At 29.7% G+C, this 19,755-nt stretch carries 26 protein-coding genes, 2 tRNA genes and 2 rRNA genes; 25 read left to right on the forward strand and 5 right to left on the reverse strand.

What is annotated here, in order from left to right; translation table 11 throughout:
- Window positions 1-15 precede the first annotated feature (15 nt).
- The 16 genes from rplX to rplQ all read left to right on the forward strand — a co-directional run bounded on the left by rplX (window position 16) and on the right by rplQ (window position 8,163).
- Entirely contained in the window at window positions 16-330 is a 315-nt protein-coding gene (gene rplX, locus D8S97_RS01160; protein WP_158361082.1) for a 50S ribosomal protein L24, read from the forward strand.
- 15 nt (window positions 331-345) lie between these two features.
- Window positions 346-885, forward strand: coding sequence for a 50S ribosomal protein L5 (rplE, locus tag D8S97_RS01165; protein ID WP_158361083.1), 540 nt, complete (start codon window positions 346-348; stop codon window positions 883-885).
- Between the two features lie 17 nt (window positions 886-902).
- Complete coding sequence (rpsN, locus tag D8S97_RS01170; RefSeq protein ID WP_158361084.1) at window positions 903-1,208, forward strand: 30S ribosomal protein S14; 306 nt, start codon at window positions 903-905, stop codon at window positions 1,206-1,208.
- Between the two features lie 29 nt (window positions 1,209-1,237).
- The gene (rpsH, locus tag D8S97_RS01175) at window positions 1,238-1,630 is read left to right on the forward strand and encodes a 30S ribosomal protein S8 (protein ID WP_158361085.1); all 393 of its coding nucleotides are present in this window, start codon (window positions 1,238-1,240) and stop codon (window positions 1,628-1,630) included.
- A 10-nt stretch (window positions 1,631-1,640) separates the two neighbouring features.
- On the forward strand, window positions 1,641-2,177 hold the full coding sequence (gene rplF / locus D8S97_RS01180) for a 50S ribosomal protein L6 (RefSeq protein WP_158361086.1): 537 nt from the start codon (window positions 1,641-1,643) through the stop codon (window positions 2,175-2,177).
- 1 nt (window position 2,178) lies between these two features.
- Window positions 2,179-2,544, forward strand: a complete 366-nt coding sequence (gene rplR, locus D8S97_RS01185) for a 50S ribosomal protein L18 (RefSeq protein ID WP_158361087.1) — start codon at window positions 2,179-2,181, stop codon at window positions 2,542-2,544.
- Window positions 2,545-2,559: 15 nt separating this feature from the next.
- On the forward strand, window positions 2,560-3,063 hold the full coding sequence (rpsE, locus tag D8S97_RS01190; RefSeq protein WP_158361088.1) for a 30S ribosomal protein S5: 504 nt from the start codon (window positions 2,560-2,562) through the stop codon (window positions 3,061-3,063).
- 5 nt (window positions 3,064-3,068) lie between these two features.
- Window positions 3,069-3,251 carry a 50S ribosomal protein L30 gene (gene rpmD / locus D8S97_RS01195; protein WP_261789587.1) on the forward strand — a complete coding sequence of 61 codons (183 nt, stop codon included), beginning with the start codon at window positions 3,069-3,071 and terminating at the stop codon, window positions 3,249-3,251.
- A gap of 4 nt (window positions 3,252-3,255) precedes the next feature.
- Window positions 3,256-3,690 carry a 50S ribosomal protein L15 gene (rplO, locus tag D8S97_RS01200; RefSeq protein ID WP_158361090.1) on the forward strand — a complete coding sequence of 145 codons (435 nt, stop codon included), beginning with the start codon at window positions 3,256-3,258 and terminating at the stop codon, window positions 3,688-3,690.
- 10 nt (window positions 3,691-3,700) lie between these two features.
- Entirely contained in the window at window positions 3,701-5,020 is a 1,320-nt protein-coding gene (gene secY, locus D8S97_RS01205; protein WP_158361091.1) for a preprotein translocase subunit SecY, read from the forward strand.
- A 30-nt stretch (window positions 5,021-5,050) separates the two neighbouring features.
- Window positions 5,051-5,167, forward strand: a complete 117-nt coding sequence (rpmJ, locus tag D8S97_RS01210; protein WP_158361092.1) for a 50S ribosomal protein L36 — start codon at window positions 5,051-5,053, stop codon at window positions 5,165-5,167.
- A 114-nt stretch (window positions 5,168-5,281) separates the two neighbouring features.
- Window positions 5,282-5,638 carry a 30S ribosomal protein S13 gene (rpsM, locus tag D8S97_RS01215; protein WP_158361093.1) on the forward strand — a complete coding sequence of 119 codons (357 nt, stop codon included), beginning with the start codon at window positions 5,282-5,284 and terminating at the stop codon, window positions 5,636-5,638.
- A 17-nt stretch (window positions 5,639-5,655) separates the two neighbouring features.
- A complete protein-coding gene (gene rpsK, locus D8S97_RS01220; protein ID WP_158361094.1) occupies window positions 5,656-6,048 on the forward strand; it encodes a 30S ribosomal protein S11 in 393 nt (130 codons plus the stop codon).
- Between the two features lie 25 nt (window positions 6,049-6,073).
- Window positions 6,074-6,694 (forward strand): 30S ribosomal protein S4, encoded by a 621-nt coding sequence (rpsD, locus tag D8S97_RS01225; RefSeq protein WP_158361095.1) that lies wholly within the window; start codon window positions 6,074-6,076, stop codon window positions 6,692-6,694.
- A 28-nt stretch (window positions 6,695-6,722) separates the two neighbouring features.
- A complete protein-coding gene (locus D8S97_RS01230; protein ID WP_158361096.1) occupies window positions 6,723-7,712 on the forward strand; it encodes a DNA-directed RNA polymerase subunit alpha in 990 nt (329 codons plus the stop codon).
- Window positions 7,713-7,767: 55 nt separating this feature from the next.
- Entirely contained in the window at window positions 7,768-8,163 is a 396-nt protein-coding gene (rplQ, locus tag D8S97_RS01235; RefSeq protein ID WP_158361097.1) for a 50S ribosomal protein L17, read from the forward strand.
- A 153-nt stretch (window positions 8,164-8,316) separates the two neighbouring features.
- Here rplQ and fmt read toward each other — a convergent pair whose 3' ends face one another.
- Complete coding sequence (gene fmt, locus D8S97_RS01240) at window positions 8,317-9,261, reverse strand: methionyl-tRNA formyltransferase (RefSeq protein ID WP_158361098.1); 945 nt, start codon at window positions 9,259-9,261, stop codon at window positions 8,317-8,319.
- A 35-nt stretch (window positions 9,262-9,296) separates the two neighbouring features.
- Complete coding sequence (gene def / locus D8S97_RS01245) at window positions 9,297-9,800, reverse strand: peptide deformylase (RefSeq protein WP_158361099.1); 504 nt, start codon at window positions 9,798-9,800, stop codon at window positions 9,297-9,299.
- A 239-nt stretch (window positions 9,801-10,039) separates the two neighbouring features.
- On the opposite strand from def, the gene D8S97_RS01250 reads away from it, so the two are divergent.
- The 7 genes from D8S97_RS01250 (at window position 10,040) to cspE (ending at window position 15,986) form a co-directional block, all read left to right on the forward strand.
- Window positions 10,040-10,513, forward strand: coding sequence for a DUF494 family protein (locus D8S97_RS01250; protein WP_158361100.1), 474 nt, complete (start codon window positions 10,040-10,042; stop codon window positions 10,511-10,513).
- A gap of 111 nt (window positions 10,514-10,624) precedes the next feature.
- Window positions 10,625-11,116, forward strand: coding sequence for a Sua5/YciO/YrdC/YwlC family protein (locus D8S97_RS01255; RefSeq protein WP_410002696.1), 492 nt, complete (start codon window positions 10,625-10,627; stop codon window positions 11,114-11,116).
- A complete protein-coding gene (gene aroE, locus D8S97_RS01260; RefSeq protein WP_158361102.1) occupies window positions 11,103-11,924 on the forward strand; it encodes a shikimate dehydrogenase in 822 nt (273 codons plus the stop codon). The genes D8S97_RS01255 and aroE overlap by 14 nt, the downstream gene beginning before the upstream one ends.
- A gap of 184 nt (window positions 11,925-12,108) precedes the next feature.
- A tRNA-Glu gene (locus D8S97_RS01265) sits at window positions 12,109-12,180 on the forward strand.
- 175 nt (window positions 12,181-12,355) lie between these two features.
- A 23S ribosomal RNA gene (locus D8S97_RS01270) occupies window positions 12,356-15,271 on the forward strand.
- A 100-nt stretch (window positions 15,272-15,371) separates the two neighbouring features.
- Window positions 15,372-15,487 (forward strand): 5S ribosomal RNA (gene rrf / locus D8S97_RS01275).
- 289 nt (window positions 15,488-15,776) lie between these two features.
- A complete protein-coding gene (gene cspE / locus D8S97_RS01280; protein WP_009874442.1) occupies window positions 15,777-15,986 on the forward strand; it encodes a transcription antiterminator/RNA stability regulator CspE in 210 nt (69 codons plus the stop codon).
- Between the two features lie 86 nt (window positions 15,987-16,072).
- On the opposite strand, the gene ybeD is transcribed toward cspE, so the two are convergent.
- Window positions 16,073-16,336: a DUF493 family protein YbeD gene (ybeD, locus tag D8S97_RS01285; protein ID WP_158361103.1), complete on the reverse strand. Its 264-nt coding sequence runs from the start codon at window positions 16,334-16,336 to the stop codon at window positions 16,073-16,075.
- A 201-nt stretch (window positions 16,337-16,537) separates the two neighbouring features.
- Between ybeD and cysS the strand changes: the two genes are divergently transcribed.
- Window positions 16,538-17,929, forward strand: coding sequence for a cysteine--tRNA ligase (gene cysS / locus D8S97_RS01290; RefSeq protein WP_158361104.1), 1,392 nt, complete (start codon window positions 16,538-16,540; stop codon window positions 17,927-17,929).
- Window positions 17,930-17,944: 15 nt separating this feature from the next.
- On the opposite strand, the gene folD is transcribed toward cysS, so the two are convergent.
- Window positions 17,945-18,802 (reverse strand): bifunctional methylenetetrahydrofolate dehydrogenase/methenyltetrahydrofolate cyclohydrolase FolD, encoded by an 858-nt coding sequence (folD, locus tag D8S97_RS01295; RefSeq protein WP_158361105.1) that lies wholly within the window; start codon window positions 18,800-18,802, stop codon window positions 17,945-17,947.
- Window positions 18,803-18,957: 155 nt separating this feature from the next.
- On the opposite strand from folD, the gene D8S97_RS01300 reads away from it, so the two are divergent.
- Window positions 18,958-19,031, forward strand: a tRNA-Arg gene (locus tag D8S97_RS01300).
- Window positions 19,032-19,044: 13 nt separating this feature from the next.
- Here D8S97_RS01300 and adk read toward each other — a convergent pair.
- A complete protein-coding gene (gene adk / locus D8S97_RS01305; RefSeq protein WP_158361106.1) occupies window positions 19,045-19,695 on the reverse strand; it encodes an adenylate kinase in 651 nt (216 codons plus the stop codon).
- Between the last annotated feature and the right edge of the window lie 60 nt (window positions 19,696-19,755).

A 19,755-nucleotide genomic window follows, 5' to 3' on the forward strand; every position in this document is an offset into this window, starting at 1 on the left:
TTTAAGGAATAAATCATGGCATTGAAATTACGCCGTAATGATGAAATTATTATTTTAACAGGAAAAGACAAAGGAAAAAAAGGTATTATTAAAAATATTTTGCCTTCAAATAAAGCTATTATTAATGGTTTAAATTTAATTAAAAAACATCAAAAACCACTTCCTTCTCAAAATAAAAATGGTGGTATTCTTGAAAAAGAAGCACCTATTCACATATCAAATATTGCTATTTTTAATCCAGAATCAAGTAAAGCTGATCGAATTGGTTTTAGATTTGAAGAAGGTAAAAAAGTTCGTTTTTTTAAATCAAATAAAAAAACGATTAAATAGTTTTGGAGCAATTTAATGGCTACGTTTTACAATTATTATAAATCAAAAATAATTAACAAACTTATGATGGAACTAAATTATAGTTCTGTTATGCAAGTTCCTAAAATTGATAAAATTACTTTAAATATGGGGGTAGGTTCTGCTGCTTCAGATAAAAAAGTACTAGACAATGCTATTTTAGATTTAACTGCAATTTCTGGACAAAAACCTATTATTACCAAAGCTCGAAAATCTGTAGCTGGTTTTAAAATTCGTCAAGGTTATCCTATTGGTTGTAAAGTAACTTTACGTGGAAAAAGAAAATGGGATTTTTTTGAACGCTTGATTATTATTGCTATTCCTCGTATTCGAGATTTTAGAGGTTTATCCATAAATTCTTTTGACGGAAGAGGAAATTATAGCTTAGGAATACGAGAACAAATTATTTTTCCTGAAATTGATTATGATAAAATCGATCGTGTTCGTGGTTTAGATATAACTATTACTACTACTGCAAAATCTAATCATGAAGCGCGTTTGTTATTGTCTTTTTTTAACTTTCCTTTTCGTAAGTAAATTAATAAGGTTATTCAATGGCTAAACAATCAATGAAAGCACGTGAAATTAAACGTGTAAAATTAGCTAATAAATTTTATGCTCAGCGTATTGCATTAAAAAATATTATTACTAATCTGAAATTATCGGAGGAAGAACGTTGGGATGCTGTGCTTAAATTACAGGTTTTTCCACGAGATTCAAGTCCATCTCGTCAAAGAAATAGATGTCGTCAAACTGGTCGCCCACATGCTTTTCTTCGAAAGTTTGGGCTTAGTCGAATTAAAGTTAGAGAAGCTGCTATGAAGGGTGAAATTCCTGGTTTAAAAAAATCCAGTTGGTAATTTTTCATAAATTTTGGAGTAGTTTAAAAATGAGTATGCAAGATCCAGTCGCAGATATGCTCACTCGAATTCGAAATGGTCAATCAGCGAATAAGTATTCTATTAAAATGCCTTATTCTAAGTTAAAAATTTCTATTATTGAATTGTTAAAAAAAGAAGGTTACATTAAAAAATTTAATGTTGAAGGTAATCATAAATTAGAGATAGAAGTTATTTTAAAGTACTTTAAAGGCAAATCTGTAATAGAAATGATTCAGCGTGTAAGTAGACCAAGTTTAAGAATATATAAAAAGAAGAATACTTTACCTAAAGTAATGGCAGGTTTAGGAATAGCGGTTATTTCTACTTCTAAAGGAATTATGACAGACCGTACAGCACGTCGACTTGGTCTTGGTGGCGAAGTTTTATGCTATGTAGCTTAATGGAGGAAAAATGTCTCGTGTTGCTAAACGTCCAATTTTAATTCCTTCAGATATAAAGATTGAATTAAATTTACAATCAATATCTATTAAAGGAAAGTATGGTTGTCTTTCACGTATTATTCATAATTCAGTTAAGGTAGAATACTTAAATAATAAAATAACTTTTTCAGCACGTTTGGGTTTTTCTAATGCTTGGGCACAAGCAGGGACTTCAAGAGCTCTTGTAAATTCAATGATTATAGGAGTTTCAAAGAAATTTAGTAAAAAATTACAATTTTCTGGAGTAGGATATCGTGTTTCAATAACAAAAGGCAACATTATTAATATGTCATTAGGTTATTCTCATCCTATTGAATATTCCTTACCTCCTTATATCGAAGTAGAAAACCCATCTCCAACAGAAATTATTATCAAAGGAGTAGATAAGCAATTAGTTGGTCAAATAGCTGCGAATTTAAGATCTTATCGCAAACCTGAACCTTATAAAGGAAAAGGAATTAGATATTCAAATGAATTTGTACGTATGAAAGAGGCTAAGAAAAAGTAAAATGATGTTTTATAGGAATAAAAAAATAATTTCTCGTATACGTCGATCTGTTAAGGCACGTTGTAAAATTAAATCATTAGGTGCGATTCGTTTAGTTGTACACAGAACTTCTCGTCATATGTATGCTCAAATAATTTCTCCTGAAGCAAAAGTTTTAGTTTTTGCTTCGACTTTAGAAAAAAAAGTTAAGTTAGACTTAAAATATACCGGAAATAAAGAAGCGGCTGAAATTATTGGTAAAATTATTGCTGAAAGAGCTTTGTCAAAAGGTATTTCTAAAGTTTCTTTTGATCGATCTGGTTTCAAATATCATGGACGCATAAAAAAACTAGCAGATTCTGCACGCAATTTTGGATTAAAGTTTTAAGGTGAAAAATATAGAATGGCTAATATCGAAAAAAAAAATAATAGTGAACTACAAGAAAAATTAATTACTGTAAATCGTGTTTCAAAAACAGTTAAAGGTGGTCGTATATTTTCATTTACTGCTTTAACAGTAGTAGGAAATGGAGAAGGGCGTGTTGGTTTTGGTTACGGAAAAGCTCGTGAAGTTCCAGCAGCAATCCAGAAAGCTATGGAAAAAGCTAGACGTAATATGATCACTATACCATTAGTCAATAAAACTCTACAGCATTCATTAAAGGGTTCACATACTGGATCTAATGTTTTTATGAAACCCGCTTCAGATGGAACAGGAATAATTGCAGGTGGAGCCATGCGTGCAGTTTTAGAAGTAGCTGGTATACATAATGTACTAGCTAAAACTTATGGTTCAACAAATCCTATTAATGTAGTTCGTGCTACTATAAATGGTTTAACTAATATGAAATCTCCAGAAATGATAGCTGCTAAAAGAAATAAACCTATTGAAGATATATTAGGATAAATTTTTTGATGAAAACAATTAAAATAACTCAAATTAAAAGTTCAATAGGGCGAATACCTAAGCACAAGAAAACGTTATTAGGACTTGGTTTACGTCATATTGGTCATAGTGTAATACGTCAGGATACTCCTTCTATTAGAGGTATGATAAGAAAAGTATCTTATATTTTAAAAATACAAGAGGAATAATAAGATGCGTTTAAATACTCTTTCTCCATCTTTAGGATCTCGGAAAAATCATAGACGATTAGGTCGTGGCATTGGTTCTGGTTTTGGAAAAACTGCAGGTCGAGGTCATAAAGGTCAAAAATCTAGATCTGGAGGTCATATTAATCGTGGTTTTGAAGGAGGTCAAATGCCTCTTTATAGAAGACTTCCTAAATTTGGGTTTAATTCTCATAAAAAAAATATTACAACAGAAGTTCGCTTGTCAGATATATCAAAATTATCTAGTAATATCATTGATTTAAAAATTTTGAGAAAAGAAAATATTATTAATAAAAACATTAAATATGTAAAGGTTATTCTTTCAGGAAAATTAGAAGTTCCTTTAATATTACGTGGTTTACGTGTAACTCGAGGCGCTCGTCTTGCAATTGAAAACCATGGCGGTAAAATTGAAGGATAAGCGGTAAACAATGATTAAGAAATTAGGATTAAATTTTAATAATACTTCAAAAGTTACAAATGAACTTAAGCAAAGAATTTTTTCTGTAATTACTGCATTAATTATTTTTCGCATTGGTTCTTTTATTCCTATTCCTGGAATTGACACGACAATTTTGTCTAGGTTATTAAATAATCAGAAAGGTACTATTATTGAAATGTTTAATATGTTTTCTGGTGGTGCTCTAAGTCGTGCTTCTATCTTTGCATTAGGAATTATGCCGTATATATCGTCTTCTATTATTATTCAATTATTAACATTAGTAATTCCTTCTTTATCTGAAATTAAAAAAGAAGGAGAAGTTGGACGTAGTAAAATTAATCAATACACAAGGTATACTACTTTAGTATTAGCACTATTTCAAGCTATTGGTATTGTTACAAGTCTTCCTAAAATATCAGGTATGCATCAAATTATAATTCATCCTGATTTTTATTTCTATTTTACTGCTATTGTTATTTTAGTTACTGGTACAATGTTTTTAATGTGGTTAGGAGAATTAATTACAGAATGTGGTATTGGTAATGGAATTTCTATCATAATTTTTATAGGTATAATAGCTGGTTTGCCGTCAGCTATAGTTCATACAATTGAGCAAACTAGACAAGGTAATCTACATATACTATTATTTTTATGTATTTTAATATTAATTTTTTCTGTTGTTTTTTTTGTTGTATTTATTGAGCGTAGTCAAAGAAAAATTATTATTCATTATGCTCAACGTCAAAAAGGTCGTCGTATTTATTCTACTCAAAGTACTCATTTACCTTTAAAAATAAATATGGCAGGTGTTATACCAGCTATTTTTGCTTCCAGTGTTGTTTTATTTCCTATAACAATTATATCTTGGTTTGGAATAGATCAAAAATGGTATTTACTAAAAATTATTTCTTTTTATTTTCAACCTAATCAACCTTTGTATTTAGTATTGTATATTTTTTCTATAATATTTTTTTGTTTTTTTTACACTGGATTGGTTTTTAATCCTCGTGAAACTGCAGATAATTTAAAGAAATCAGGTGGTTTTATTTCAGGAATTAGACCAGGTGAACAAACAGCTAAATATATTAATAAGATTATGATTCGATTAACACTTTTTGGTTCGTTATATATTACATTTATTTGTTTAATACCTGAATTTATGAGAAGTGCTATGAACGTTCCGTTCTATTTTGGTGGAACATCTTTATTGATTGTTGTTGTTGTGATTATGGATTTTATTACTCAAATTCAAACTTTAATTATGTCGAGTCAATATGAATCTGTATTAAAAAAAGCTAATTTAAATTAAATTATTTTTACTATAAAAAAGGAAAATAGAGTGAAAGTTAAAGCTTCTGTAAAAGTTCTTTGTCGAAATTGTAAAATAGTACGAAGAAATAATGTTGTTCGAGTAATTTGTAGTAATGATCCTAAACATAAGCAGCGTCAGGGTTAAAACTATATTTATTAATAAAATATTCTAATAAAAAATTTTTCTAAAATTTGTTAATATATTTTAAATAAATTGTTAAATTAATAATTTTTCATCAATTTTAAAAGGTTTTATAAAATGGCGCGTATTGCAGGTATTAATATTCCTGAACATAAGCATACTTTAATTGCATTAACTTCCATATATGGAATTGGAAAAAAACGTTCTAAAATTATTTGTTTTAATTCAAATATTTCTGAAAGTTGTAAAATTTCGGATTTAAAAGAAGAAGAAATTGAATTATTAAGAGAAAATGTTGCTAAATATGTTGTTGAAGGTGATTTAAGAAGAGAAAAAACTTTAAATATTAAACGTTTAATTGATTTAAATTGTTATCGAGGCCTACGTCATCGAAGAGGTTTACCAGTCCGTGGACAAAGAACGAAAACTAATGCTCGAACTTGTAAAGGTCCTCGAAAAGCAATAAAAAAATAATTTAGGTAATTTTAATCATGGTAAAAAATTCAGCTGTTCGAACACGAAAACGTATAAAGAAACAAATTACAGATGGTATAGCTCATATTCATGCTTCATTTAACAATACTATTGTTACTATTACTGATAGACAAGGAAATGCTTTAGGTTGGGCAACGTCTGGAGGTTCAGGTTTTAGAGGTTCTCGTAAATCAACTCCTTTTGCGGCGCAGATTGCTGCCGAACGATGTGCTGAAATAGTTAAAGATTACGGCATAAAAAATTTAGAAGTAATGGTCAAAGGACCTGGACCAGGAAGAGAATCTACTATTCGAGCGTTGAATGCCGCTGGTTTTCGTATTACAAATATTACTGATGTAACACCTATTCCTCATAATGGTTGCCGTCCTCCTAAAAAACGTCGTGTTTAAATTTTAGGAAATATTGGAGAATAAAATGGCAAGATATTTAGGTCCTAAATTAAAGTTAAGTCGACGTGAAGGTACTGATTTGTTTTTAAAATCAGGATTTCGTTCAATAGATTCTAAATGTAAATTAGAACATCCACCTGGACAACATGGGATTCGAAAACCAAGATTATCAGATTATGCTATTCAATTACGTGAAAAACAAAAAGTTCGTCGTCTTTATGGTGTTTTAGAGCGTCAATTTAGAATATATTATAAAAAAGCGTCTCGTTTAAAAGGTAATACTGGAGAAAATTTATTACAATTGTTAGAAAGAAGACTTGATAACATAGTTTATAGAATGGGATTTGGTTGTACTCGTTCTGAATCTAGACAATTAATAAATCATAAATCAATTAAAGTAAATAATAATATTGTTAACATTGCTTCATATCAAATCTCTCCTAATGATCGTATTTCTGTACGAGATAAATCTAAAAATCAATCTAGAATAAAAGCTTCTTTAGAACTTACTGAGCAAAGAGAAAAATCAATGTGGATTGAAGTCGATATTACTAAAATGGAAGGAATTTTTAAAAGATTTCCTGAACGTTCTGATTTATCTGCAGAAATTAATGAGCATTTAATTGTAGAACTTTATTCTAAATAGAAAGTTCACTCTTAATCGAGAGGATATTATGCAGAATTCTATTATCGGTTTTTTAAAACCACGTTTAGTTGAAATTGAACAAATTACTTCAACTCATACTAAAGTTACTTTAGAACCATTAGAAAGAGGTTTTGGTCATACATTAGGAAATGCACTTCGTAGAATTCTGCTTTCTTCTATGCCAGGATATGCTGTAACTGAAGTTGAAATTGATGGAGTACTACACGAATACAGTACTAAAGAAGGTGTGCAAGAAGATATTTTAGAAATTTTATTAAATTTAAAAGAATTAGCAGTAAGAGTACACGGAAAAGATGAAGTTTTTATTTCTTTGAAGAAATCAGGAATTTGTTCTGTTACTGCAGCTGATATTATTCATGATGGTGATGTAGAAATTATTAAACCAGATCATTTAATTTGTCATTTAACTGATGAAAATGCTTCTATTCAAATGAGAATTAAGGTACAACGTGGAAGAGGCTATATTCCTGCTTCTTCTAGAATTCATATGGAAGATGATTCGAGACCAATAGGTTGTTTATTAGTAGATGCATGCTATAGTCCAATAAATCGCATTTCTTATAATGTAGAAGCAGCACGTGTAGAACAAAGAACAGATTTAGATAAATTAATTATTGAAATGAAGACAAATGGAACGATAGATCCTGAAGAAGCAATTCGACGTGCTGCTACTATTTTATCTGAACAATTAGAAGCATTTGTTGATTTAAGAGATGTAAGAGAACCTGAAATAAAAGAAGAAAAACCTGAATTTGAACCTATTTTATTGCGTCCTGTAGATGATTTAGAACTAACTGTTCGTTCTGCAAATTGCCTTAAAGCTGAATCAATACATTATATTGGTGACTTAGTTCAAAGAACAGAAGTAGAACTTTTAAAAACTCCTAATTTAGGTAAAAAATCATTGACTGAAATTAAGGATATATTAGCTGCTCGAAATTTATCTCTTGGAATGAAGTTAGAAAAATGGCCTCCATCGAGTATTTTAGAAGAATAATATTAAATATTAATTAGATATTACTTATCTTCTTATTTTTAAAAAGGATAAATTTATGCGGCATCGGAAAATTGGTCGTAAATTAAACTGCAAGGGTGATCATCGTAATGCTATGTTTAAAAATATGGTTTGTTCGTTAATTCTTAACGAGATTATTAAAACTACGTTAGCAAAAGCAAAAGAATTGCGACGTATTGTCGAACCTATGATTACTTTATCTAAAAAAGATACTGTATCACATAGAAGATTGTTATTTTCTCGTATTCGTAATAATGAAGTAGTAGCAAAATTATTTAAAAAAATTGCTCCTGTTTTTTATCATAGACCAGGCGGTTACACTCGTATTTTAAAATGTGGATTCCGATCTGGAGATAAGGCACCTATGGCTTATATTGAACTAGTTGACCGTGTTAAAAAGAGTCAAGAAAAGAAAGAAATTGTCAAGAAATAAAAATTGTGTGAAAAATAATTAAAATTCTTTTTAAGAAAAGATATTAATATTCTCTATAATTAAAAGCAAACGGAAGTTCGCCGTTTGCTCATCTTTTGGTATTTTTAATAAATATTAAAATAATACGTATTATATATTTTTTTTGTATTTAAATTAGATAATTTTTCCTGTATTAAACCAATCTTTTTTAGAAAAAACAATTTTTTCTACATTTATAATTTTTTTTCCAGGAAACTGTATTTTTTGAAGGTTTAATATTTGATGAGCTGTATTTATCTGAATTCCACATTTGTTAAAAGAAACTATTTCTCCTATAGAAATACCTTTTTTAACATTTGGTATAATTTTTGCTTTCCATACCTTTATTCGCGTTTTATTGACTATAAAATAACAAATAGGCCAAGGATTAAAAGCACGTATTGATCTTTCTAAAAGATATGCTTTAGTATTCCAATTTAGCAAAGCATCTTTTTTAGATATTTTTTTTGAAAAAGTTGCATATTTTTCATTTTGTTCTTTTTCAAAAATAGTGTTTTTCTTTATATAATATAAAGTTTCTAATAATGCCTTAATTCCAATTTTAATTAATTTAAATGTTAAGGTTTCAGTTGTGTCTTTACAAGAAATACTGCATTTAACTGAGTTTATTATAGGTCCAGCGTCCATTTTTTCATTCATTTTAATTATACTTATACCTGTTTCTTTGTCTCCGAATAGAATTGCTGATTGAATAGGACTTGCACCTCTCCATCTTGGCAACAATGAAGTATGAACGTTAATACAACCGTTTGGAAACATAGTCAGTATTTTTTTTGGTATTAGTTTTCCATAGGAAACGACTACCATTATATCTGGATTAAAAGTTAATATTTTATTTTGTATTTCTTCGTTATTTAGTTCTAATGGTTGCAAAAAAGGAATGTTTTTTTTTATAGATAGTATTTTTACAGGAGAAAAAATTATTTTTTGACCTCTTCCAGAAGGACGATCAGGTTGAGTAAACACAGCTACTACTTTGTGTTCAGATTTTATTAACTCGTCTAAGTATTTCATAGAAAAATGTGATGTCCCGGCAAAAATAATTTTTAATTTTTTCAAATTTATTTTTCCTTTTTTACTTTTTTTAAAAATTTTTATTTCATTCTTTTTTTAATTTTTTTTATTTTTTTTAAAAATCTTTCTTTTTTGAGGGCAGAAAGATAGTCTATAAAAAGCTTTCCGTTTAAATGATCTATTTCATGTTGTATACAAATAGACAGAATTGAATCTGCTTCTATTTTTATTTTGTTTCCATTTAAATTTATAGCTTCAATTTTTATATAATTAAAACGTGGAACAAAAGCACGATATTCTGGAATTGATAAACATCCTTCTTCAATACTACTGCTGCCTTTTTTTTCAATAATTTTTGGATTAATAAGAATTAAATTATTTTCTCTTTGATTCGTTTTATTAATCACAATTATTTGTAACTGAATATTTACTTGTGTTGCTGCTAAACCAATTCCTTCTTCTTGATACATCGTATCTATCATATTACTAGCAATAATACGTATTTCTTTAGTTATGTTTGAAACAGGTTTAGCTATAAGTCTTAGTCGTGGATCAGGATAATGTAGTATTTTTAAAACAGACATATATTTAGATATAAAATAATTTAATTTTATATACTAGTATAAACTTTTTTTTAATAATTAAAAGTTAACTTTTTATTCTTTTTTAAATTTTTAGAAAAAAGATAATTATTTTTTAATAAATGTGTAATCAATTATTAAATATTACATGTTATGTATATAACAATATTGATGAAAAAGTAATATAATGTATAAAATATTATATAAAAATTTAAACTTTTTAATATGTGATTGAGGATGTAATGTTTGAAATATTAATATATTTATTTGAAACTTATGTTCATAGTGAATCAGAAATTTCTATTGATTATGAAAGTTTAACTAGTGATTTATCGGATATAGGTTTCCGATCAAAAGATATTTATAAAGCTTTACATTGGTTAAAAAATTTGTCTTGTTATAAAAAAAATATTATTTCATCAATTAATTTATCTTTAAATCATACTACAACTCGCATTTATACTAAAGAAGAAGAATTGAAATTAAATTCTGATTGTCGTGGTTTTATACTTTTTTTGGAACAGTTGGAAATATTAACATTAAATACACGTGAAATAATTATTGAAAGAATTATGGCTCTAGATATTAGTTACTTAAACCTTGAGGATTTGAAATGGATTGTTTTAATTATATTATTCAACATTCCAGGATGTGAAATTGTTTACAGAAAACTTGAAAATTTATTATTTAATTTTAAAGCTGAAATTGTTCATTAAATTTTTATTATGAGAAATCTTTTAATGAGTAAAGATTATGTTTTTAGTTCGTTAATTCGATGTATACGTGTTCTGTATGATAAAAAAATTATTGCATATCCTACTGAATCAATGTTTGGATTAGGATGTGATCCTACAAGTGAAAAAGCGGTTAAAAGACTATTATGTTTGAAGAAGAGAAGTATAAAAAAAGGACTGATATTAGTTGCTTCAAATTATAATCAGATAAAAATGTACATTAATGAAAGTAAATTATCTGTACAGCAAAAAAAAACGATTTTTTTTCATTGGCCTGGACCTTATACTTTTTTACTTCCTGCAAACTCTTTAGTACCTTATTGGTTGACTGGTCAGTTTGATACAGTAGCTGTTCGAATCAGCGCCCATTTGGGTATAATTAAGTTATGTAATATTTTTGGAAAAGCATTAGTTTCTACAAGTGCTAATTTTTCAAATATGTCTCCATGTCTTACTCAAAAGGATGTTTTTAAAAATTTTGGAAAAAATTTTCCATTATTTTATGGTCCTATAGGAAATGAACGTCATCCCTCTAAAATCATTAATATTATTAATGGAAAATTAATTCGTTATGTGCAAACTTGAAAAGTTTAATTATGCTTTATTTGGAAATCCGATTGATCATAGCCAATCTCCTAAAATCCATGATTTTTTTTCTATACAGACAGGTATTTTACATATTTATAAAGCAATTAATATTCCATTAGGTCAGTTTTCTTTAGAAGTTTCTAATTTGTTTAAAAAAAACGTTAAAGGCGCTAATGTAACAGCACCTTTTAAAAAAGAAGCGTATTTTTTTTCTAGCAAATTAACTAAAAGAGCAAATATTGCGCAATCTGTAAATACTTTGAAAAAAGTAAACGATAAATGTATTTTAGGAGATAACACTGATGGTATAGGATTGTTATCTGATTTAATTAGATTAAAGTTTATAAAAAAAAATTTTTCTATATTAATACTTGGTGCAGGAGGTGCTGTTAAGGGAGTTCTTTTACCTCTTTTGTCATTAGGTTGTTCAATTTATATTCTGAATCGAACTGTTTCAAATGCTGAGAATTTAGTTAAACAATTTAATACATATGGAAAAATTTTTGTTTTTGAAAAAAAAGTTTTTAAAAAACAAAATTTTGATTTAGTTATTAACGCTATGTCAAGAAATATTAAGAAAAAAAACTTCGTACCATTATCTTTAATATCTGCTAAAACTTTTTTTTATGATATGAACTATAGTACAGAAAATACACCTTTTATTGATTGGTGTTCCAGAATAGGAGTAGATTTTGTTTCTAATGGAATAGGAATGTTAGTTTTTCAAGCAGCTTATTCTTTTTTAGAATGGCATAATGTATTTCCAGAAACAAACTATATTATTAATACTTTAAGTCGGAATTGATTTTTCTTTTATATTAATTTTTAAAAAAAATTTAATATTTACTTTTTATATTTTTATAAATGATTTTTTTATATATTCTCTTATATTATTAAAGAAAACACTTGACTCTTTTTTTTCGATCTGTATTATTTAATGTAATACTTTTAAAAAAATAAATTAAAAACTTATTTTATATTTTAAAAAAGTCCCCTTCGTCTAGAGGTTAGGACATCGCCCTTTCACGGCGGCAACAGGGGTTCAAATCCCCTAGGGGACGATAAATAAAAATATTTAAAAATATTTTAAAAAATATTGTATACTATTTTAAATTCTTGTGTTATCATTAAAAAATATTGAAAAAAATATTTTATTTTTTTTCAAAAAGCTCTTTAAAAATTCGGAAAACAAGCATAAATAATATTTATTGCAAAAAAAACACCTGTGGGTTGTAAGGTTAAGCAAATAAGCGTACATGGTGAATGCCTTGGCAGTCAGAGGCGAAGAAGGACGTGCTAATCTGCGAAAAGCGACGGCAAGCTGATATGAAGCGCTATAACCGTCGGTTTCCGAATGGGGAAACCCGATACATTTTATGTATCATTATTAGTTGAATTAAATAGACTAATAAAGCAAACCAAGGGAACTGAAACATCTAAGTACCTTGAGGAAAAGAAATCAACCGAGATTCCCTTAGTAGTGGCGAGCGAAAAGGGAAAAGCCCAGAACTATAATCAATTCTATATTATAGCAGAATGATTTGGAAAATTCAGCGATACAAGGTGATAGCCCCGTATGCGAAATAATTTTTATTGTGAGTTCAAAAAGTAGAGCGGGACACGAGAAATCCTGTTTGAATATGGGGGGACCATCCTCCAAGGCTAAATACTCCTGACTGACCGATAGTGAACTAGTACCGTAAGGGAAAGGCGAAAAGAACCCCGGCGAGGGGAGTGAAATAGAACCTGAAACCGTGTACGTACAAGCAGTGGAAGCATTAAGTATTTTAGAAATGTGACTGCGTACCTTTTGTATAATGGGTCAGCGACTTGTACTCTGTAGCAAGGTTAACCGAATAGGGGAGCCGAAGGGAAACCGAGTCCTAAATAGGCGTTAAGTTTCAGGGTACAGACCCGAAACCCGGTGATCTAGCCATGGGCAGGTTGAAGGTTGGGTAAAACCAACTGGAGGACCGAACCGACTGATGTTGAAAAATCAGCGGATGACCTGTGGCTAGGGGTGAAAGGCCAATCAAACCGGGAGATAGCTGGTTCTCCCCGAAAGCTATTTAGGTAGCGCCTCGTGAATTCATCTACGGGGGTAGAGCACTGTTTCGGTTAGGGGGCCATCCCGGCTTACCAATCCGATGCAAACTCCGAATACCGTAGAATGTTATCACGGGAGACACACAGCGGGTGCTAACGTTCGTTGTGGAAAGGGAAACAACCCAGACCGCCAGCTAAGGTCCCAAAGTCATAATTAAGTGGGAAACGATGTGGGAAGGCATAAACAGCCAGGATGTTGGCTTAGAAGCAGCCATCATTTAAAGAAAGCGTAATAGCTCACTGGTCAAGTCGGCCTGCGCGGAAGATGTAACGGGGCTCAAATTATGCACCGAAGCTGCGGCAATAAAAATTATTTTTTATTGGGTAGGGGAGCGTTCTGTAAGCCTATGAAGATGTATTGTAAAATATGTTGGAGGTATCAGAAGTGCGAATGCTGACATGAGTAACGATAAAGCAGGTGAAAAACCTGCTCGCCGAAAAACTAAGGTTTCCTGTCCAACGTTAATCGGGGCAGGGTAAGCCGACCCCTAAGGCGAGGCTGTAAAGCGTAGTCGATGGAAAACAGGTTAATATTCCTGTGCTTAATTTTACTGCGAAGGGGGGACGAAGAAGGTTAGATTATCCAGGTGACGGTAATCCTGGTTTAAATGTGTAGGTATGATAATTAGGCAAATCCGATTATCTTTAATCTGAGACATGATGACGAATCACTACGGTGATGAAGTAATTAATACCACGCTTCCAAGAAAATCCTCTAAGCATCAGGTAATATTAAATCGTACCTCAAACCGACACAGGTAGTTAGGTAGAGAATACTAAGGCGCTTGAGAGAACCCAGGTGAAGGAACTAGGCAAAATAGTGCCGTAACTTCGGGAGAAGGCACGCTAGTTTTAGGTGAAAGGATTTTACTCCTAGAGCCGAATCTAGTCGAAGATACCAGCTGGCTGCAACTGTTTATTAAAAACACAGCACTGTGCAAACACGAAAGTGGAAGTATACGGTGTGACGCCTGCCCGGTGCCGGAAGGTTAATCGAAGGGGTTAAAGGAAACTTGAAGCTCTAGACTGAAGCCCCGGTAAACGGCGGCCGTAACTATAACGGTCCTAAGGTAGCGAAATTCCTTGTCGGGTAAGTTCCGACCTGCACGAATGGCGTAATGATGGCCAGGCTGTCTCCACCTGGGACTCAGTGAAATTGAAATTGCTGTGAAGATGCAGCATATCCGCGGCAAGACGGAAAGACCCCGTGAACCTTTACTATAGCTTGACACTGAATTCTGAATTTTAATGTGTAGGATAGGTGGGAGGCTAAGAAGTTAAAACGCCAGTTTTAATGGAGCCAAACTTGAAATACCACCCTTTACAATTCGGTATTCTAACCTAGTGCCGTAATCCGGTGCAGAGACAGTGTCTGGTGGGTAGTTTGACTGGGGCGGTCTCCTCCCAAAGAGTAACGGAGGAGTACGAAGATTGGCTAATCACGGTCGGACATCGTGAGGTTAGTGCAAAGGCATAAGCCAGTTTGACTGTGAGCGTGATGACGCGAGCAGGTGCGAAAGCAGGTCTTAGTGATCCGGTGGTTCTGTATGGAAGGGCCATCGCTCAACGGATAAAAGGTACTCCGGGGATAACAGGCTGATACCGCCCAAGAGTTCATATCGACGGCGGTGTTTGGCACCTCGATGTCGGCTCATCACATCCTGGGGCTGAAGCAGGTCCCAAGGGTATGGCTGTTCGCCATTTAAAGTGGTACGCGAGCTGGGTTTAGAACGTCGTGAGACAGTTCGGTCCCTATCTGCCGTGGGCGTTGGAAGATTGAGGGGGGCTGCTTCTAGTACGAGAGGACCGAAGTGGACGTATCACTGGTGTTCGGGTTGTCATGCCAATGGCATTGCCCGGTAGCTATATACGGAAAAGATAAGTGCTGAACGCATATAAGCACGAAACTTGCCCCAAGATTAATCTTCCCTGAAACAGAAATGTTTACTGAAGGGACGTTGAAGACTACAACGTTAATAGGCTAGATGTGTAAGCATAGCAATATGTTGAGCTAACTAGTACTAATGACCCAAGAGGCTTAACCTTACAACACCAGAGGTGTTTTTTATAAAAAAATATAAAAAAGCTTGTTTTACTGAATTTATTGTTGTATTAATATATATATATTATAATAGCATTAAAAATGCCTGGTAAAAATAGTGTAGTGGTACCACCTGAATCCATTCCGAACTCAGAAGTGAAACGCTACAACGCCAATGGTAGTACGGGGTCTCCCCGTGTGAGAGTAGGTACCCTCCAGGCAAATACAAAAAAACCCGAAAATTTTCGGGTTTTTTTGTATTTGAAATAAAATTGTGTCAAATATTTACTTAAATAAATAGTTTTAATATGTAGAAAGTATAATTTTATTTTTTTAAATAACTTTTAGTGTTATTTTTAAAATAAATTACTTTCTGGCTAACAATAAATTTACATGTTAATCTATTAAAAATTTTCTATTATTTTTGATTTTTTTATAAAAAAATCATTTATAATTGTTTCAATGTGTTTTTTCAATTTAGTATATTTTTTTCATGTGAAGGTAATATAGATGTCCAAGATTAAAGGTAATGTTAAGTGGTTTAATGAATCTAAAGGGTTTGGTTTTATTACTCCAGAAGATGGTAGTAAAGATGTATTTGTTCACTTCTCAGCTATACAAAGTAATGGATTTAAAACTCTAGCAGAAGGTCAAAGTGTTGAATTTGAAATTACTGAGGGAGCAAAAGGGCCATCTGCTGCTAATGTTATTAGTTTATAGATTTTATTTTATTTTTTAACTAAAAAATAAAAATCTTTTTTAGTACGGCTCTTTATCGAGCTGTACTATGTAAGATCTTATATTTTTTATAAAACCATTCTTACCATATTTATTTTACTAATATCATGATATAGTGTTTCAATCTGTTCAAAATTTTTTGCACATATTGTAATAGAAACAGAAAGATAATTACCTCGATTACTTGACTTTACTTGAGGTGTATAATCTCCAGGAATCTGAATTTGAATGACTTTTATTATTTGATCAATAAGTTCAGGTTGTGCTAAACCAATGATCTTATAAGTAAAAAAACAAGGGAATTTTAACATTTCTCGTAATTTTGTCTTCATTAATTAATCCTGGTTTTATTTTTAATAAATTTTTTTAATTTTAAAAAAATGAATTAATCTGTTATATTTTTCATATAAACATATTATTTAAAATGTTTTACAAAAAAATAAATATTAATATATGTAATTATTTTAGCATATTGATATTATAGAAAATAATATATTTTTTTTATTTTTTTTTAAATATTGCATGAGAAATTTATGTTAAAAATTTTTAATACAGCAACTTCTAAAAAAGAAGTTTTTCAACCTATTAAAAACAAAAAAATTAATTTATATGTTTGTGGAGTTACTGTATATGATTTTTGTCATATCGGTCATGCACGTACTTTTGTCGTTTTCGATATGATAGTGCGTTATTTGCGCTTAATAGGATTTCAAGTAAAATATGTTCGTAATATTACAGATATTGATGATAAAATTATTTTAAAATCATTAAAAGAAAAAATTGATATTAATACTTTTACAAATACGATGATAAGAGAGATGAATAAAGATTTTTCTTTATTAGGTATTTCTCCTCCTGATGAACAGCCTCGAGTTACCAATTATATTAGCGATATAATTAAAGTTATTAAACAACTTATTGAAAATAAAAACGCATATGTTAATAATCATGGTGATGTAATTTTTTCAATAAATAGTGATTCATTATATGGAACTTTGTCTCGTCAATCCGTAGATAAACTAATATCCGGAAAACGTATTACTATAAATAAAACAAAACAAAACTTATTAGATTTTATACTTTGGAAAAAATCTAAAAAAGAAGAAAAACTTTTTTGGGATTCACCTTGGGGTAAAGGACGTCCTGGTTGGCATATTGAATGTACAGCTATAACTAATAGTTTTTTTAAAGATTGCATAGATATTCATGGAGGAGGTTCAGATCTTCTTTTTCCTCATCATGAAAACGAAATATCTCAATCAAGATGTTTAAATAAAAAATTTAAAGTAAAATTTTGGATGCATTCAGGATTAGTTATCGTTAAAAATCAAAAAATGTCTAAATCTTTAGGTAATTCATTTTTTTTAAAGGATGTTTTAATAAAATACAAAGCTGAAGTATTGCGTTTTTTCTTTTTGTCTACTCATTATCGGCATCCTATTTATTATACTGAAGAAAATTTAAAAAAATCTCAAATATCATTAGAATATTTATATATGACGTTATTTAATACAAAACCTATATTTAATGCCGTAGAAGGTTTAAATTTTGAAACAGATTTTTATAACGCTTTAAATGATGATTTTAATACACCTCAAGCTTTTTCTATTTTATTTAAATTAGCTCGAAAAATTAATTATTTAAAAAAAACAAATTTATCTAAATCAAATTTTTTTGCGTTTAGATTACAAAAATTAGCTGGTGATTTAGGTTTTTTGTTGAATGCATCACAATATTTGTTACAAAAAAAATCATTTTTTGATAATCAAACTATAGAAAGAATTGAATCTTTAATTAAAAAACGGAATCTTGCTAGAAAATTAAAGTTATGGAAAGAAGCTGATCAATTACGTAATGAATTAATGAAATTCAATATTCAATTAGAAGATTTACCTGAGAAAACCTTATGGTATTATAAAAAATAATATATTTTTAAATTTTTAACAATCATGATATTTTTCACATGCTTCTAAAGTGTTTTCAAGCAGTGTTGCAACTGTAATCGGACCAACTCCTCCCGGTACTGGAGTAATATAAGAAGCTTTTAGACATGCTGATTTAAAATCTACATCACCTACTATAGATCCATCTTTTAATCTATTAATACCTACGTCTATAACTATAGCACCTTCTTTTATCCAATCTCCATGTAAAAAATTTGGTTTTCCAACTGCTACTACTAATAGATCAGCATGTTTAACATGATCTTTTAAATTTTTGGTAAATCTGTGTGTTACTGTAGTAGTGCATCCAGCTAATAATAATTCCATGCTCATCGGTCTTCCTACTATATTAGACGCTCCTATCATTACGGCATTAAGTCCATTAGTTTTAATTTTTTGATGATTTAACATTGTGACTATTCCCTTAGGTGTGCAAGCTCTTAAGATAGGATTTCTTTGACATAAAGAACCTACATTATATGGATGAAAACCATCTACATCTTTATCAATTCTGATACTACTGAATATTTTATAATAATTTATTTTTTTAGGTATAGGTAATTGTACTAAAATACCATCTATATTGATATCATCATTCAATTTTTTAATAAGATTTAATATTTCTTTTTCATTAATGTCTATAGGAAAACTCCAATATTTAGAAATAAATCCAACATTTTTACACGCTGATATTTTTCTTTTTACATAAATTTCAGAAGCAGGATTTTTTCCTATTAAAATTACTGCTAATCCTGGTATTCTTTTTTTCTTTTCTTTTCTTTTTTCTATTTTTTTTAAAATGTTTGTTTCTATTTTTTTTGCAATTTTTTTGCCATTTATGATTATTGCGGACATTAAGTTCATAGCTCAGTTAATTTTTTGTTTTTTAATAAAAAATTTTTTAAATTTTGATATAATTTTTTATATACAATATATAAAATATTCATATTAATTTAGTTGCATATATGTTGTTTTAATGTTAAATTTTACTTTGATTAAAAAAATTATGTGCGTTCTTAGCTCAGATGGATAGAGCAACGGCCTTCTAAGCCGTAGGTCACAGGTTCGAATCCTGTAGAACGCAAAAAAATAAATATTTATCTTTTTTTTAAAATCATATTTATTTTTTTTTGAATATTTAAAATATCTTTTTTTCCGTCAATTTTAAAATAGTTTAACTTTTTTAAGTTTTTTTCTTTTAAATAATATTGATTTAATAAATAAGCATTTTCTTCATAATTCTCTAATCTTTTTTTAATAATCTCAATTTTATCATCTTCTCTTATACTTAATTTTTCTTGAGTTAAATCATCTTTTCCTTCTTCCTTTGGTGGATTAAAGTTTATGTTGTAAATTCTTCCAGATGGAGTATGTACTCTTCTTCCGCATATTCTTTTTAAGATCAATTCATATGGAACTATTAATTCTAAGACATAATCAATTTTTATTTTAAGATTTGATATATATTTAGCCTGTTCCCGTGTTCTTGGAAATCCATCTAATAAAAAACCATTAATACAATCTTTTTCTTGAATTCTGTTTCCTATTAAATTAGAAACAATCTCGTCAGAAACTAATTCTCCATTCTTTAAAAGATTATGTATTTCTTTACCAATTATATTTTTTTTTTGAATTTGTTCTCTTAATATATCTCCTGTTGATATTTTAGGGATATTATAATTTTCTGCAATCAATTTTGCTTGCGTTCCTTTTCCTGTACCTGGAGCACCTAATAAAATAACACGCATAATTGTCTTTTTATATTTAAAAAATAGTTTTAGATGTGAGATTACTACTATAAAAAAGTA

The organism is Buchnera aphidicola (Rhopalosiphum maidis), assembly GCF_003671935.1.
GTDB lineage: Bacteria > Pseudomonadota > Gammaproteobacteria > Enterobacterales > Enterobacteriaceae > Buchnera > Buchnera aphidicola_AL.

Excerpts from the sequence above, each read along its gene's own strand:
- rplX (WP_158361082.1), top strand. The coding sequence starts at position 16 with ATGGCATTGAAATTACGCCGTAATGATGAAATTATTATTTTAACAGGA.
- D8S97_RS01255 (WP_410002696.1), top strand. The coding sequence starts at position 10,625 with ATGTTTGGATTAGGATGTGATCCTACAAGTGAAAAAGCGGTTAAAAGA.
- rplR (WP_158361087.1), top strand. The coding sequence starts at position 2,179 with ATGATGTTTTATAGGAATAAAAAAATAATTTCTCGTATACGTCGATCT.
- cysS (WP_158361104.1), top strand. The coding sequence starts at position 16,538 with ATGTTAAAAATTTTTAATACAGCAACTTCTAAAAAAGAAGTTTTTCAA.
- rpsM (WP_158361093.1), top strand. The coding sequence starts at position 5,282 with ATGGCGCGTATTGCAGGTATTAATATTCCTGAACATAAGCATACTTTA.
- rpsE (WP_158361088.1), top strand. The coding sequence starts at position 2,560 with ATGGCTAATATCGAAAAAAAAAATAATAGTGAACTACAAGAAAAATTA.
- rplE (WP_158361083.1), top strand. The coding sequence starts at position 346 with ATGGCTACGTTTTACAATTATTATAAATCAAAAATAATTAACAAACTT.
- adk (WP_158361106.1), bottom strand. The coding sequence starts at position 19,695 with ATGCGTGTTATTTTATTAGGTGCTCCAGGTACAGGAAAAGGAACGCAA.
- aroE (WP_158361102.1), top strand. The coding sequence starts at position 11,103 with ATGTGCAAACTTGAAAAGTTTAATTATGCTTTATTTGGAAATCCGATT.
- rplF (WP_158361086.1), top strand. The coding sequence starts at position 1,641 with ATGTCTCGTGTTGCTAAACGTCCAATTTTAATTCCTTCAGATATAAAG.
- cspE (WP_009874442.1), top strand. The coding sequence starts at position 15,777 with ATGTCCAAGATTAAAGGTAATGTTAAGTGGTTTAATGAATCTAAAGGG.
- rpsH (WP_158361085.1), top strand. The coding sequence starts at position 1,238 with ATGAGTATGCAAGATCCAGTCGCAGATATGCTCACTCGAATTCGAAAT.
- def (WP_158361099.1), bottom strand. The coding sequence starts at position 9,800 with ATGTCTGTTTTAAAAATACTACATTATCCTGATCCACGACTAAGACTT.
- rpsK (WP_158361094.1), top strand. The coding sequence starts at position 5,656 with ATGGTAAAAAATTCAGCTGTTCGAACACGAAAACGTATAAAGAAACAA.
- rplO (WP_158361090.1), top strand. The coding sequence starts at position 3,256 with ATGCGTTTAAATACTCTTTCTCCATCTTTAGGATCTCGGAAAAATCAT.
- rplQ (WP_158361097.1), top strand. The coding sequence starts at position 7,768 with ATGCGGCATCGGAAAATTGGTCGTAAATTAAACTGCAAGGGTGATCAT.
- secY (WP_158361091.1), top strand. The coding sequence starts at position 3,701 with ATGATTAAGAAATTAGGATTAAATTTTAATAATACTTCAAAAGTTACA.
- rpsD (WP_158361095.1), top strand. The coding sequence starts at position 6,074 with ATGGCAAGATATTTAGGTCCTAAATTAAAGTTAAGTCGACGTGAAGGT.
- D8S97_RS01230 (WP_158361096.1), top strand. The coding sequence starts at position 6,723 with ATGCAGAATTCTATTATCGGTTTTTTAAAACCACGTTTAGTTGAAATT.
- rpsN (WP_158361084.1), top strand. The coding sequence starts at position 903 with ATGGCTAAACAATCAATGAAAGCACGTGAAATTAAACGTGTAAAATTA.
- ybeD (WP_158361103.1), bottom strand. The coding sequence starts at position 16,336 with ATGAAGACAAAATTACGAGAAATGTTAAAATTCCCTTGTTTTTTTACT.
- folD (WP_158361105.1), bottom strand. The coding sequence starts at position 18,802 with ATGTCCGCAATAATCATAAATGGCAAAAAAATTGCAAAAAAAATAGAA.
- D8S97_RS01250 (WP_158361100.1), top strand. The coding sequence starts at position 10,040 with ATGTTTGAAATATTAATATATTTATTTGAAACTTATGTTCATAGTGAA.